The organism is Streptomyces uncialis (genome assembly GCF_001905345.1).
GTDB classification, from domain to species: domain Bacteria; phylum Actinomycetota; class Actinomycetes; order Streptomycetales; family Streptomycetaceae; genus Streptomyces; species Streptomyces uncialis.
The window spans coordinates 51,398-65,790 of record NZ_LFBV01000006.1 but is presented as its reverse complement, the minus strand read 5'-3'; the positions used below and the strand labels follow the sequence as shown (position 1 = coordinate 65,790).

General features: G+C 73.7%; 13 protein-coding genes and 1 riboswitch. Of the genes, 11 read left to right on the top strand and 2 right to left on the bottom strand.

The features are described 5' to 3' along the window. Positions 1-416: 416 nt before the first annotated feature. A riboswitch (FMN riboswitch) is annotated at positions 417-547 on the top strand. A 148-nt stretch (positions 548-695) separates the two neighbouring features. From ribD to AB852_RS22795, 10 genes are all read left to right on the top strand, one after another. Then, positions 696-1,850: a bifunctional diaminohydroxyphosphoribosylaminopyrimidine deaminase/5-amino-6-(5-phosphoribosylamino)uracil reductase RibD gene (gene ribD, locus AB852_RS22840; RefSeq protein WP_073791847.1), complete on the top strand. Its 1,155-nt coding sequence runs from the start codon at positions 696-698 to the stop codon at positions 1,848-1,850. Further along, entirely contained in the window at positions 1,851-2,453 is a 603-nt protein-coding gene (locus AB852_RS22835) for a riboflavin synthase (RefSeq protein WP_073791844.1), read from the top strand. It abuts the gene before it with no gap. After that, positions 2,450-3,103: a nicotinamide mononucleotide transporter family protein gene (locus tag AB852_RS22830; RefSeq protein ID WP_073791842.1), complete on the top strand. Its 654-nt coding sequence runs from the start codon at positions 2,450-2,452 to the stop codon at positions 3,101-3,103. The genes AB852_RS22835 and AB852_RS22830 overlap by 4 nt, the downstream gene beginning before the upstream one ends. Further along, positions 3,100-4,464 (top strand): bifunctional 3,4-dihydroxy-2-butanone-4-phosphate synthase/GTP cyclohydrolase II, encoded by a 1,365-nt coding sequence (locus AB852_RS22825; RefSeq protein ID WP_079184863.1) that lies wholly within the window; start codon positions 3,100-3,102, stop codon positions 4,462-4,464. The genes AB852_RS22830 and AB852_RS22825 overlap by 4 nt, the downstream gene beginning before the upstream one ends. A gap of 92 nt (positions 4,465-4,556) precedes the next feature. After that, a complete protein-coding gene (ribH, locus tag AB852_RS22820) occupies positions 4,557-5,042 on the top strand; it encodes a 6,7-dimethyl-8-ribityllumazine synthase (RefSeq protein ID WP_073791839.1) in 486 nt (161 codons plus the stop codon). Between the two features lie 48 nt (positions 5,043-5,090). After that, on the top strand, positions 5,091-5,363 hold the full coding sequence (locus tag AB852_RS22815) for a phosphoribosyl-ATP diphosphatase (protein WP_029383007.1): 273 nt from the start codon (positions 5,091-5,093) through the stop codon (positions 5,361-5,363). 169 nt (positions 5,364-5,532) lie between these two features. Further along, on the top strand, positions 5,533-6,381 hold the full coding sequence (gene hisG, locus AB852_RS22810) for an ATP phosphoribosyltransferase (RefSeq protein ID WP_073791837.1): 849 nt from the start codon (positions 5,533-5,535) through the stop codon (positions 6,379-6,381). Between the two features lie 13 nt (positions 6,382-6,394). Next, the gene (locus AB852_RS22805; protein WP_073791834.1) at positions 6,395-6,886 is read left to right on the top strand and encodes a PH domain-containing protein; all 492 of its coding nucleotides are present in this window, start codon (positions 6,395-6,397) and stop codon (positions 6,884-6,886) included. 212 nt (positions 6,887-7,098) lie between these two features. Continuing rightward, entirely contained in the window at positions 7,099-8,526 is a 1,428-nt protein-coding gene (locus tag AB852_RS22800; protein WP_079184862.1) for a hemolysin family protein, read from the top strand. Then, positions 8,523-9,560 (top strand): CNNM domain-containing protein, encoded by a 1,038-nt coding sequence (locus AB852_RS22795; RefSeq protein ID WP_073792376.1) that lies wholly within the window; start codon positions 8,523-8,525, stop codon positions 9,558-9,560. Before AB852_RS22800 ends, AB852_RS22795 begins: the two co-directional genes overlap by 4 nt. A gap of 214 nt (positions 9,561-9,774) precedes the next feature. Here AB852_RS22795 and AB852_RS22790 read toward each other — a convergent pair whose 3' ends face one another. Then, positions 9,775-11,655 carry an AAA family ATPase gene (locus AB852_RS22790; RefSeq protein ID WP_073791831.1) on the bottom strand — a complete coding sequence of 627 codons (1,881 nt, stop codon included), beginning with the start codon at positions 11,653-11,655 and terminating at the stop codon, positions 9,775-9,777. Between the two features lie 496 nt (positions 11,656-12,151). After that, positions 12,152-12,793, bottom strand: a complete 642-nt coding sequence (locus tag AB852_RS22785; protein ID WP_425444185.1) for a uridine kinase family protein — start codon at positions 12,791-12,793, stop codon at positions 12,152-12,154. A gap of 234 nt (positions 12,794-13,027) precedes the next feature. Between AB852_RS22785 and AB852_RS22780 the strand changes: the two genes are divergently transcribed. After that, positions 13,028-14,389: a C39 family peptidase gene (locus tag AB852_RS22780; RefSeq protein ID WP_073791829.1), complete on the top strand. Its 1,362-nt coding sequence runs from the start codon at positions 13,028-13,030 to the stop codon at positions 14,387-14,389. Positions 14,390-14,393 lie beyond the last annotated feature (4 nt).

The following is a 14,393-nucleotide window of genomic DNA, read 5'->3' as shown; positions in this document are numbered from 1 at the left end:
GCATCCGCCGCCGTCCGGCACCCGGGCACTGCTGTATCCGCCTCCCGGGCGGCGCGCGCTGGTCACCGGCCCGGCGGGCCCGGAGGTCGTGACGCGGACCGGCAGGGGCTCAGGGGCCGTCTTCGGCAGGCCCTGGACCCGGCGGCGGGCAAGGGCCGAGAGTCCGCCGCCGGGCGTTCCGCCGGACGCGGGACGCGCCCTCGGGCAGGACTCCCCTCGGGGGTCACGCAGACAGTAGGGAGCCCGCCGCGACCCCGTCAATAGGTATGTACCTGCTCCAAGCCAGTTGTCCGGAAGCGGAGTTGATGCCCGGGACGGGTGCCGTACGCCCCTCTGCGCCGCCCTGTGAGCCAGCACACAACAGCTCGCCCGCATGGCCGCGCGGCGACCGTGGCAAACTGGTTGGGTACCAGTAGCAGCGCACTCCGGGGTCGGTGAAAGTCCGAACCGGCGGTTACAGTCCGCGACCCGGCCACGTCCAGTGGCCGGTTGACCAGGTGAAATTCCTGGACCGACGGTTAAAGTCCGGATGGGAGGCAGTGCGCGGCGGGCAGGCATGCACCAGTGTGCGCCGCCGTCGGTTCCGTTCCCTGTGGGGACGGTCCGCGAGCAGGCGTTCCCGGTGTGTTCCCGTCCGTGTCCACTGTCCTCGTGACAGGCCCCGGAGTCCGTGCCCCAAGAGGCAGGAGCATCCGGTGGCCACCCCAGCCGAAACAGCCGCCATGCGGCACGCGATCGCGCTCGCCGCGCGCGCACTCGGCGCCACGAGCCCCAATCCCGTCGTCGGCTGTGTACTCCTCGACGCCCGGGGCGAGGTCGTCGGCGAGGGCCACCACCAGCGCGCGGGCGGACCGCACGCCGAGATCCACGCCCTGCGCGCCGCCGGGGAACGCGCCCGGGGCGCCACCGCCGTCGTCACCCTCGAACCCTGCGACCACACCGGCCGCACCGGCCCCTGCTCACAGGCCCTCGTCGCCGCCGGGGTCACCCGAGTGGTCTACGCCGTCGGCGACCCCGACCCGGCCGCCACCGGCGGCGGCGCGACCCTCCGCGCGGCCGGTGTCGACGTCGAGGCGGGCGTCCTCGCCGCCGAGGCCGCCGCCGGGAACGCCGCCTGGCTCACCTCCGTACGCCGTGGCCGCCCCCATGTGACCTGGAAGTACGCCGCCACCCTCGACGGCCGCACCGCCGCCGCCGACGGCACCAGCCGCTGGATCAGCTCCGCCGAGTCCCGCGCCGACGTCCACCGGCTGCGCGCCGAGTCCGACGCCGTGGTCGTCGGCTCCGGCACCGCCCGCGCCGACGACCCGCATCTCGCGGTCCGCGGCGTCGAGGGCGCCGTCCAGCCGCTGCGGGTCGTCGTCGACACCTCCGCCACCGCCGTACGGCCGGGCGCCCGGGTCCTGGACGACGCCGCGCCCACCCTCGTCGCCATCGCCGAGGACGCCCCCGCCCCCGCCTACCCCCACCGTCCGGCCGACCCCGGCGCACGGCCCGGGACCGTACGGCTGCCGCGCGCCCCCGGCGGCGGGCTCGCCGTCCCCGCGCTGCTCGCCGAGCTGCACGTCCGGGGCGTGCGGTCCGTGCTGCTGGAGGGCGGGGCGACCCTCGCCGGGGCCTTCGTCGCCGCCGGGGCGGTGGACCGTGTCATCGGCTATCTGGCGCCCGTCCTGCTCGGCGCAGGACCGGCCGCCCTGGACGGCGCAGGAATCACCACCCTCCCCGAAGCGTTGCGGCTCGACATGACGGAGGCCGTCCGTATCGGAGCCGACCTCCGGATCACCGCGGTCCCCCGGAGCGGGTCCGGGACCGGGACCGCGGGCCGTCCCACCTCCACGAAGGAGATCTGAGTGTTCACCGGAATCGTCGAAGAGCTGGGCCACGTCACCGCGATCGAGGAGCTCGGTGACGCCTCCCGCTTCCGGCTGCGTGGCGCCGTCGTCACCCAGGACGCCGGGCACGGCGACTCCATCGCGGTGAACGGGGTCTGTCTGACCGTCGTGGAGCTCACCGGTGACGAGTTCACCGCCGATGTGATGGCGGAGACCCTGAGCCGCTCCAGCCTCGGCGACCTGACCGTCGGCTCCCGGGTCAACCTGGAACGGCCCACCGCCGTCGGCGACCGGCTCGGCGGCCACATCGTGCAGGGCCATGTCGACGGCACCGGCCGGATCATCGCCCGCGAGCCCTCGGAGCACTGGGAGATCGTCACCGTCTCCCTCCCGGACACCCTCTCCCGCTACGTCGTGGAGAAGGGCTCCATCACCGTCGACGGAGTGAGCCTCACCGTCGTCGACGCGGGCACCGACCGCTTCACCATCAGCCTCATCCCCACCACCCTCGCCCTGACCACGCTCGGCCTCAAGCAGCCCGGCGACCCGGTCAACCTGGAGGTCGACGTGATCGCCAAGTACGTCGAGCGGCTGCTCGGCGCCCGAGGGGGTGCCGGATGAGCGCGCTCGACTGGCTCCAGAGCGAGGCGTTCGCCGTCCTCGGCCAGCGCGTCATCTGGTCCGACATGATCGGCAACACCATCGGGCTGATCGCCCTCGCGCTCGGCTGGCGCCGCTCCATCTGGACCTGGCCCGCCCAGCTGGTGTCCGGGGTGATCCTGGTCGCCGCCTACGCCTCCGCCGAACTCGCGGGCGGTGTCGGCAAGCAGCTCCTCGTCATCGGGGTCGCCATCTGGGGCTGGCGCCAGTGGACCAACGGACGGCAGCAGGCCCAGGACGGCTCCATCGCCGTGCGCTTCGCCACCTGGCGCGAACGCGGACTGCTGCTCGGCGGCACCGCCCTCGGCACCGCCGCCGTCGGACTGCTCTTCACCGCCGTGCCCAGCCTGTCGTGGAACCCGTGGCCCGACGCGTACATCTTCGTCGGCACCCTCGCCGCGATGGTCGCCCAGGCCCGCGGTCTGATCGAGTTCTGGTTCGCCTGGCTCCTCGTCGACCTCGTCGGCGTCCCCCTGGCGTTCAGCAGCGGCCTCGCCTTCTCGGGCCTCGTCTACGTCATCTATCTCGCCCTCGTCCTGTGGGGCATGCGCGACTGGTGGCTGCGCTCCCGCGCGGCGACGCCGCCCACCCTGAATGGAGCCCCCGCATGACGACCCGCCCGGCCCCCGGTGTCACCCCGGACCAGGACCCGACCGGCCTTCCGCCGTCCCCCTGGCCCACGTCCCCCTGGACCACGGACCCCGGGGCCGACGACGCCCCGCGTCCCCTCCTCGACCCCGTCGAGCGGGCCATCCGTGACATCGCGGCCGGCCGTCCGGTCGTCGTCGTGGACGACGAGGACCGCGAGAACGAGGGCGACCTCGTCATGGCCGCCGAGAAGGCGACCCCCGAGATCGTCGCCTTCATGATGAGCGAGTGCCGCGGTCTGATCTGCGCGCCCATGGAAGGCCCCGAGCTCGACCGCCTCCAGCTCCCGCAGATGGTCGACCACAACACCGAGTCCCTGCGGACCGCGTTCACCGTCTCCGTCGACGCGAGCGTCGCCCACGGCGTCACCACCGGCATCTCCGCCGCCGACCGCGCCACCACCCTGCGGCTGCTCGCCGAGGGCACCACCACGGCCGGCGACCTCGTCCGCCCCGGTCATGTCTTCCCGCTGCGCGCCCGCCCCGGCGGAGTGCTCACCCGTAACGGCCACACCGAGGCCGCCGTCGACCTCGCCCGGCTCGCCGGACTGCGGCCCGCCGGAGCCATCGTGGAGATCGCGGGCGAGGACGGCCGGATGCTGCGGCTGCCCGAACTCGTCCCCTTCGCCCGCAAGCACGGCCTCACGATCATCTCCATCGAGGACCTGATCGCCTACCGCCGCGCCGCCCAGGAACCCGCCGTCCGCCGCGAGGCCCGGGTACGGCTGCCCACCGAGTACGGCGAGTTCACCGCGTACGGCTACCGCTCCACCACCGACGGCGTCGAACATGTCGCCCTCGTCCACGGCGACCTCGGCGACGGCGAGGACATCCTGGTCCGCGTCCACTCCGAATGCCTCACCGGCGACGTCTTCCACTCGCTGCGCTGCGACTGCGGCCCCCAGCTCCAGGCGTCCCTGGCCCGGGTCGCCGCCGAGGGCCGCGGCGTCGTCGTCTATCTGCGCGGCCACGAGGGCCGCGGCATCGGTCTGATGTCCAAACTGCGCGCCTACGAACTCCAGGAGCGCGGCCACGACACCCTCGACGCCAACCTCGAACTCGGACTGCCCGCCGACGCCCGCGACTACGGCGCGGGCGCCCGCATCCTGAAGGACCTCGGCGTCCGCGGTCTGCGGCTGCTCACCAACAACCCCGAGAAGACCGACGCCCTGGTCCGCCACGGCCTCACCGTCCACGGCCGGGAACCGATGCCCGTCACCGCCGGGGAGCACAACCTGCGCTATCTGCGCACCAAGCGCGACCGCATGGGCCACGACCTGCCAGGGCTGGACACCCCCGTCACCACCGCCTGCGGCAACCAGTGACCCCGGCGGTCACCCGCACCACCGCACCACCGCACCACCGGCCCCCGGACCCACCCGGTCGGCCGTCCGCAACCCAGCACCAGGAGCAGCACGTGAGCGGCAAGGGCGCACCCGAACTGACCGTGAAGAACTGCGGGGACCTGCGGGTCGCCGTGATCGCGGCCCAGTGGCACGACAAGGTCATGGACGGTCTGGTCGACGGCGCCCTGCGCGCCCTGCGTGAACTCGGCATCGACGAGCCGACCCTGCTGCGGGTGCCCGGCAGCTTCGAACTTCCCGTCGTCGCGAAGGTCCTCGCGGGCCGCGGCTACGACGCGATCGTCGCCCTCGGCGTCGTCATCCGCGGCGGCACCCCCCACTTCGAGTACGTGTGCCAGGGCGTCACCCAGGGCCTCACCCAGGTCGCCGTCGACTCCGGGGTCCCCATCGGCTTCGGCGTCCTGACCTGCGACACCGAGGAGCAGGCACTCGACCGCGCGGGGATCGAGGGGTCCCGCGAGGACAAGGGACACGAGGCGGTCACCGCCGCCGTCGCGACGGCCACCACCCTGCGTACCGTCGCCGAACCCTGGCGGTGACCCTGCCGGGCCGGGGGCACCCCCCGGTCCCGTAGAATGTTCCGCACCATGTCCAAGAAGACGTTCGAGGAGCTCTTCACGGAGCTCCAGCAGAAGGCCGCCCACGGCGACCCCGCCACCTCACGCACCGCCGAACTGGTCGACAAGGGCGTCCACGCCATCGGCAAGAAGGTCGTCGAGGAGGCCGCCGAGGTGTGGATGGCAGCCGAGTACGAGGGCAAGGAAGCCGCCGCCGAGGAGATCTCGCAGCTGCTGTACCACGTCCAGGTGATGATGGTCGCGCGCGGGATCTCCCTCGACGACGTGTACGCCCATCTGTAGAGCGCACGCCGCGACCGCGCCTGCGCTCCACCACCCCGCGCACCACCGCCCGCGACCCCGCGGCCGGTGGTGACCGGCCCTTTCGCCGGGCCCCGTACCCGCACGTCCGCGCCTTTCGGATTCACCCGCACGCGATCATCCGCGTGCCTCACGCGAAGGAACTGGCCTCATGCTGCGCATCGCCGTCCCCAACAAGGGTTCACTGTCCGGACCTGCGTCGGCGATGCTCCATGAGGCCGGCTACCAGCAGCGGCGCGAGTCCAAGGAACTCGTCATCGTCGACCCGGACAACGAGGTCGAGTTCTTCTATCTGCGCCCCCGGGACATCGCGATCTACGTCTCCTCCGGGCGGCTCGACATCGGGATCACCGGCCGCGATCTGCTGATCGACTCCGGCGCCGACGCCGAGGAGATCCTGCCGCTCGGCTTCGCCCGCTCCACCTTCCGCTTCGCCGGCAAGCCCGGCACCGCGAGCGCCATCGAGGACCTCTCCGGACTCACCGTCGCCACCTCCTACGAGGGCATCGTCGCCAAGCACCTCGCGGACCACGGGGTCGACGCGTCCGTCGTCCACCTCGACGGCGCCGTCGAGACCGCGATCGAACTCGGGGTCGCCCAGGTCATCGCCGATGTCGTGGAGACCGGCACCTCGCTGCGCAACGCGGGCCTGGAGGTCTTCGGCGAGCCGATCATGACCTCCGAGGCCATCGTGATCCGCCGCACCGGGGCCGCCGCCGACGAGGCCAAGGCGGGCCAGTTCCTCCGCCGCCTCCAGGGCGTCCTGGTGGCCCGCACCTACGTGATGATGGACTACGACTGCCGCGCCGAACACCTGGAGCAGGCCGTCGCCCTCACCCCCGGTCTGGAGTCCCCGACCGTGTCGCCGCTGCACAACGAGGGCTGGGTCGCCGTCCGCGCGATGGTCCCCGCCAAGGAAGCCCAGCGGATCATGGACGACCTCTACGACATCGGGGCGCGGGCCATCCTCACCACGGCCATCCACGCCTGCCGTCTCTGAGAGGCCCCACACCATGTCCGACACCCCGGCGCCCGGCACCCCCTCCCCGGCCGCACAGGGCACGCCCCCGCCGCCCGCGCTCCCGGTGACCTTCCGGCCCTCCCTCGTCCGGATCATCCTGATCACCGCGGGCGTGGCGATCCTCGTCCTGCTCACGGTGATCTCGTTCGTCCTGCCGCAGCTGAGCCCGGGGGAGCGCAGCAGTTTCATCTTCACCGGAGCGCTCTGCCTCGCCGGACTGGCCCTGCTCGGCCGGCCGAAGATCGTCGCCGACGACACCGGCCTCACCGTCGTCAACGTCGCCTCCTCCCGGCGGCTGGAGTGGGCACAGATCCTCCAGGTCAATCTGCGCCCCGGTGACCCCTGGGTCTTCCTCGACCTCAGCGACGGCACCAGCCTCGCCGCGATGGGCATCCAGCCCGGCGTCTCCCGGGAACGCGCCATCACGGACGCCCGCGCCCTGCGCGCCCTCGTCCAGACGCACGGCACCGCCGCGCGAGGCTGACAAGGTCTACGCAGGGTGACCGGACCGTGACTACGCTGTGGGCGGGGTGCCCCTTCCGGGACCCCGCCCCCGCGCCGGCCCGCCCGGACCGCGCCGGGGCTCCCCCCACCCGAGGAGTGACCCCCTCCGGCGATGGACGGACCGTCCTGTAGTACCTGCGCCACCCCCTCCCCGGACCCGGACCCGCTCCGTGTCCCTGCGGAGGCGGTGGCATGAACGTCCCGCTGCTGCTCCTCGGAGCCGCGTTCCTGCTGATCCTCGCCAACGGCTTCTTCGTCGCCGCCGAGTTCGGCCTTGTCACCGTCGACCGCCCCGACGCCGAACGGGCCGCCGCCGCCGGTGACCGCCGCGCCCGTACCGTCGTGCGCTCCCTGGGGGAGCTGTCCTTCCAGCTCTCCGGCACCCAGCTCGGCATCACCCTCACCTCGCTGGTCGTCGGCATGCTCGCCGAACCCGCGCTCGCCCGGCTGCTCACCGCACCGCTCACCGCGCTCGGGCTGTCCGGCCCCGCCGTCTCCGGGATCTCCGTCGTCGTCGGGATGCTTCTCGCCACCGTCACCCAGATGGTGATCGGGGAACTCGTCCCCAAGAACTGGGCGGTCTCCCGGCCCCTCCAGGTCGCCCGGTTCGCCGCCGGCCCCCAGCACGCGTTCGCCCGGGTCTTCCGGCCGGTGATCGCCGCGCTGAACGCCGTCGCCAACCGGCTCGTCCGGCTCGTCGGTGTCGAGCCCGCCGAAGTGCTCGCCTCCGCCCGCACCCCCGGTGAGCTGGTCTTCCTCGCCCGGCACTCCGCCCGCGCCGGAGCCCTCGAACAGGACACGGCCGAGCTCTTCGTCCGCTCGGTCGCGCTCGGCTCCCTCACCGCGCAGCACATCATGACGCCCCGGGTCCATGTCAGCGCGCTGCATGTGACCGCGACCGCCGAGGACGTCGTCAATCTGACCCGGGCCACCGGACTCTCCCGGTTCCCCGTCTACCGCGACCGTATCGACGAGATCGCCGGTGTGGTCCAGCTGAAGGACGCCCTCGCGCTGTCCGCCGCCGACCGGCTGCGCACCCCCGTAGGCCGGATCGCCGGACCGCCCCTGCTGGTCCCGGGCACCGCCGGGGTCCAGTCGCTGCTGGAGATCCTGCGCGACGGCCGGCCGCTGGCGGTCGTCGTGGACGAGTACGGGGGCACCGCCGGGGTCGTCACCCTGGAGGACATCGTCGAGGAACTCGTCGGAGAGGTCCGCGACGAGCACGACGGCCCCCCGCCGCCCCGGCTCACCGCCGCCGCCCCCGACGAGGGCCGCCCCGCGTGGGACGCCGACGGCCGCTGCCGGGTCGCCGCCCTGCGCCCGATCGGACTCGACGCCCCCGACGGCCCCTACGAGACGGTCGCCGGACTGGTCGCCGAGCTGCTCGGCCGGGTCCCCGTACCGGGCGACCACGCCGAACTCCCCGGCTGGCGGCTGTCGGTGCGCCGGGTCACCCGCAACCGGGCGGACCGGGTACGCCTCATCCGTATACCGGCAGTTCCGGACCACCCGGCGGCCCAGGACCTCCCGACCGCCCGGGACCGCCGCGCGCGCGTGGCCGCCGGACGCCCGGCGACCGCGACCGGCACCGCCGCGTGGACCCCGGAGGCGGCCCGATGAGCCTGCTGCATCTGCTCTTCGCCGGACTGCTGGTCCTCGCCAACGGCTTCTTCGTGGGCGCCGAGTTCGCACTGGTGTCGGTCCGCCGCAGCCAGATCGAGCCGCTGCGCACCCCGCGGGCCCGCCAGGTCCTGTACGGGCTCGCGCATCTGCCGGAGATACTGGCCGCCGCCCAACTCGGCATCACCGTCTGCTCGCTGACCCTCGGCGCGATCGCCGAACCCACCGTCGCCCGGCTGCTGGAACCCGTCTTCGCCGGGGCCCGGGTCCCCGAGGGCCTGGTCCATCCGCTCGGCTACGCCATCGCGCTGGCCCTCGTGGTCGTCCTCCATCTCGTCATCGGGGAGATGGTGCCGAAGAACCTGGCGCTCGCGGACCCCGAACGGACCGCGCTGCGGCTCGGTCCCGCCCTGGTCGCCTTCGCCCGGCTGTGCGGGCCGGTGACCGGTGCGCTCGGGGTGTGCGCCCGGCTGGTCCTCGCCGTCTTCCGGGTCGAGCCCCGGGACGAGATCGAGGCGGTCTTCACCAGCGAGCAACTGGGGCGGCTGGTCGGTGACGCGGGCCGCGCCGGACTGCTCGGCCCCCGGGAACGCCAACGCCTCGGGGACGCGCTGTCGCTGGGCTCCCGCCCGGTGACCGACGTCCTGCTGCGCCGGTCCTCGCTGGTCACGGTCGGTCCGCGGGTCACCCCCGCGCGGATCGTGGAGCTGACCGGGCGGACCGGCTACTCCCGCTTCCCGGTCTGCGCCGGGGACGGTCCCCTCCTGGGCTACGTCCATGTGAAGGACGTCCTGGACCTGATGGGACCGGCGGAGAGGGAACGGCCCCTGCCCCGGCGGCTGTGGCGTCCGATGACGACCCTGCCGGCCGGACTGCCGCTGGACGAGGCACTCGCCGCGCTGAGACGCGCGTCCGCGCATCTCGCGGAGGTGGCGGACGCGTCGGGCCGGGCGCTGGGGGTGATCGCCCTGGAGGACGTCCTCGCCCTCCTGGTCGGCGAGTCCCGGGACCCGGCACACCTCCGCGGCGGGTGACACCCTCCCCGGTAGCCGGTAGCCGGTAGCCGGTAGCCGGTAGCCGGTAGCCGGTAGCCGGTAGCCGGTAGCCCGGATGCCGGGGCCCGGGACCTCGGGGCCCGGGACCTCGGGGCCCCGGATGCCGGACACGGGACCGGTGCCGTCGCTTCCGGTTCCGGCCCGGCTGTCGGCCCGGTCTCCGTTCCCCGGTCCCCGCTCCGCCGCCCCCGGCCTAGGTGGCGCGGGGGTCGGTGGGGCTGCGGCCCGACAGCACCTCGCCGTACGCCTGCATCAGATCCGGCAGCCGCAGGGTCGCCAGATCGTCCCGGCCCGGCGTACTCGTGTAGCCGGACAACCGCAGATCCCGGTACGCACAGCTCTTCTCGTACAGCGTCCGCAGGAACCGGCCGTTGCCCAGTTCGTCGATCCACCCCTGGTCCACCACATGGCCGCTGATCGAGCGCAGCTCGTCCACGGCCTCCTCGTCCCACGCGTCCCCGTTCTCCGCGGCGAGCACCTCACCGATCGCGGTGAGTTCGAGCGGCCGGTACGACGGGAAGTCCACCCGCGTGGTGAAACGTGACGACAGTCCGGGGTTGGCGGCGAGCAGCCGGTCCATGCCCTCGGGATAGCCCGCGAGGATCACCACCAGATGGTCGCGATTGTCCTCGGCGCGCTTCAGCAGCACCTGGAGGGCCTCGTCCCCGTACGCGTCCCCCTTGCCGTACCCCGAGTTGGACAGCGCGTACGCCTCGTCCAGGAACAGCACCCCGCCGATGGCGGAGTCGATCAGCTCGTTCGCCTTCACCGCCGTCTGGCCCAGATACTCGCCGACCAGGTCCGCGCGCTGCGCCTCGACCAGATGGTCACCGCCGAGCAGCCCGAGGGCGTAGAAGACCCGGCCCAGTATTCGGGCGACCGTCGTCTTGCCGGTGCCGGAGGGGCCGGAGAAGACGAAGTGCCGCTTCGGGGGCTGCACGGGCAGGCCCTGACCCGCCCGCAGCCGCGCCATGTTGAGCTGTGCGGACAGCGCCTTGACCTGGCGTTTCACCGGCTCCAGCCCGACCATCCGCTCCAGCTCCGCGAGCGCGTCGGCGAGCAGCGCCGGATCGGCGGTCACCGGGGGGCCGGCCGGTCCGGCCGGCCCGGCCGGCTGCCGGTGCTGCGTGGGACCGGCTGCCTTCTCACGGACGATGTCCCCCGGACCGGGCGCCCCGCCACCCGGCGGCGCCGGTTCGCTGACCTTGAGGTCACGTCCCTCGGCGTCGAACAGCGGGTCCACCCCGTCCGTGGCGTCCGGCCCGAAACCGGGCAGCGCCACCGCGCCGAGGTCCATCGCCTCGTCGTACCCGTCGCCCTCGGAGATCGCGGCCAGCCGGGCAGAGGTGTCCATGAACGCGGGATCGACCCGGTGCACCGCCCGGTACAGGGGGAGTGCCGCCGCGCTGCGCCCGGTGCCCTCGTGCGCGCGGGCCAGCCAGTACCGCAGTTCCTTGCGCTGTGGCTGTTCGCTGCGACATCGCATCAAGGCCGCCGCCAGCAGGGGTTCCGCGTGGCCGAACATCTCCAGCCGGACGCGGGCCATACCGCCGAAGAGCCCCGCCTCGATCCCCAGCAGCTGGTCCTCCAGCAGCGAGTCCGTGTGGCGGACCAGCTGCTCCCAGTCCTTGACGAGATAGGAACGGCAGGCGTGCAGGAAGCGGACCTGGGGGTCGGTGTCCACGGGCGGCAGCCCCGCCAACGCCCGGTCCAGTTCGGGGACATGGCGTCCGTCGAGCCAGTGCGACGCGTGCGCGAGCAGCAGATCGCGGGGCCGTTCCAGGACCGGCTGGACCCACCAGCCGAGCCAGTACCAGGAGTTGAGGGTCCGCCGGTGGCGGGAGCGCTGTTCACCGAAGCGGTCGCGGTGCTGGTACATACGCAGCAGCGCGGTCGTGGTGTCCACCCGCAGCGCGTGCAGCCCCAGCCAGCCGTCGGACATGCCGGGGTCCATCCGCACGGAGGCCCGGAACTCCTCCTCCGCCTGCGGATACGCGCCCATGGTGTAGGCGTCCACCCCGCGCAGCCAGGCGAGATCCGCCGGGGCCGGTGTGCCCTGGGTGCCGAAGTCCATCACGTCCCCCACAAGCCCTGCCCCCGATGGTGTGCCCTGCCGCTGCTCGTCGGTTCAGTCCGTGTTCTCCCCCCGTCCCGCCCCTCGGAACCGCATAGCCGGGCACGGGAGTTGACGCGGTGCGGTGAGCAGTGTCCGTTGGCCGCACCGCACGCATCGTACCCGCGCGATCAGGCTGGGCCTACGGGTGCCCGCAATGCCGGTTCCGCGAAGTCCGGTATCCGGCACGGGGACCGGACGGATACCCGGCGGTGACCGAGGGTGAGCGGGCGACGCCGTACCGGGACGGACCGAAGGGGCGAAGCGGGGCGTGACGGGCAGAACGAGGCCCCCGGTCACGGGGGAACAACCGGGGGCCTCGCGACTGCGGGCGACCCGAAAGGCCGCACATTGAGAACGTAGGACGTGTACGGCCCACTGGTCAAGCGGAGTTGAAGCACTGACGAAAACCACTTTCCGGGCGCTTCTCAGCCTCCCTGCCGGACTTCACCCTCGGTCACGGAACGGGCGATTCCCGCGTCCCACGCGGCGCGGCGGGCCCAGGAGACACCACGTACCCCTTCTGTCCCTGCTGGATCAGCTGGGTGGCGTAGGGGCGCGAAGGGTCCTGTGCGAAGTGCCGTCGCTCGGCCGCGACCCACCCGCGCCAGAACGCGCGCTGGGCGGGACCGTCCCGCAGCCGTCCCCGCTCCCAGGCCGCGTCCGGCTCGAACTCCATCCACAGCACCCGGGCCAGATACGGGCGCAGCGCCAGCCGTCCCGCGCCGACCCCCTCGACCAGCACCACCGGGGCCGGGGGCAGCAGCCGCGGCGGACCGAACTCGCGGGCGGTCCAGTCGTACGGTGTGTAGCGCGCGGGCCGCCCGTCCCGCAGTGGTGCCACGACCTGGCTCAGCAGCCGGTCCGTCCAGCCGAAGAGTTCCTCGTGGGTGGCGATGTCGTCCAGATGCAGCACGGGAGCACCGCCCAGCGCGGCGGCGAGGGCGGCGGCGAAGGTCGTCTTGCCCGAGCCCGCGTGGCCGTCGACCGCGATCAGCCGGACCGGCCCGCAGGACGGCGGCAGCAGGGCGAGTTCCCCGGCGAGCCCCGGCGGCGGGGCGGCTGGGGCGTGTGGTGCGGGCGGGGTGGTTCCGGTCACCCTTCCCAGGGTAGGGGGCCGCCCCCGGGCCTCACGTGCGGCTGGTCCGGGCGGGGTCTCCCGTGCGGCTCGTACGGCTGGTCCGGGCGGGGTCCGGTGGGCGTGGCGGGGGCGGAGGTGCTGGCCGGGGCCGGTCCGGCGGACATAGTGTCCCCACGGCGGACCGGCGGATGCCGGTCGCCATCGCCCCGCCCGCCGCTCCACCGCGGGCCCGCCGACCGGGAGCAGCCGTCCATGACCGGATCAGCGGGGACCTCCCGCCGCGCACTGCTGACGGCCGTCTGCTCGGCGGCCGTCGCCGTCACCGCGGGCGGCTCGGCGGGTCCCGCCAGCGGCTCCGCCCTCCCGGCGGGCCGGGCCGGCGGCCGGGGGGTCGCCAATCACGCCTGGGCCTCGTACGCCGACTGGGAGCAGGGCGCCGCCGAGGGCACCCGTACCGTCGCCGGGGCCCGCCCGTATCTGGCGATCGCCGCAGCGGCGGGCCGCGTCCAGCGTGCCGACCCGGTCTCCGGACGGGCGGTGACCTGGGAACACGCGGTGTGGACCGGCCCCGAGCAGCCGCTCGCCGTGCCCTCGACGGAGGCCGTCGTCTCCTGGAACGCGCACACCCCGGCCGGGACCTGGCTGCGGACCGAGGTACGCGGCACCTACTCCGACGGCACCCTGACCCCCTGGTACTCGCTCGGCGACTGGGCCTCGGGCGACCAGGACATCCGGCGGGCCTCGGCCGACGGCCAGGGCGACGGCCGCAGCGCGGTCCTGACCGACACCCTCGCGATCGGTGATCCCGCCTCGGGACTGCGGCTGACCGCCTGCCGCGCGCGGCTCACCCTGCACCGGCGGGCCGGTACCGCGCTCACCCCGAGGGTGCACCGGCTGCATCTGATGGGCTCCGACATCCCGGACCGTTTCACCGTGCCCGCCTCCGTCCCGGCGACCGCGCGGGAACTCGCGGTGCCCCGCTACTCGCAGAACACCCACATCGGTCAGTACCCGGAGTACGACAACGGGGGCGAGGCCTGGTGCAGCCCCACGTCCTCGCAGATGGTGGTCGAGTACTGGGGGCACCGCCCGGCGCCGGAGGACCTGGCCTGGGTGGACCCCGCGTACGCCGATCCGCAGGTGTGCCACGCGGCGCGCGCCACGTACGACCACACGTACCGGGGCTGCGGGAACTGGCCGTTCAACGCGGCCTACGCGGCGAGTCACCCCGGTCTCCAGGCGGTCGTCACCCGGCTGGCCACGCTCACCGAGCTGGAGGGCCTGATCGCGGCCGGGCTCCCGGTGATCACCTCGCAGTCCTTCCGGGCCGAGGAGCTGACCGGCGCCGGGTACGGCACCGCCGGGCATCTGATGACGGTCGTCGGCTTCACCGCGGACGGCGATGTGATCGCCAACGACCCGTCCTCCCCGTCGAACGCCGAGGTCCGCCGGGTCTACCGCCGACGCGAATGGGAGAACGTCTGGCTGCGGACCCGGCGGTACAACGCGGCGGGCAAGGCCGTCGGCGGTTCCGGCGGGGTGTGCTACCTGTACTTCCCGGCCGAACCGGACGAGCGGCAGCGCCGGGCCCTGGCCGCCGCCGGGATCGGCTGAGCCG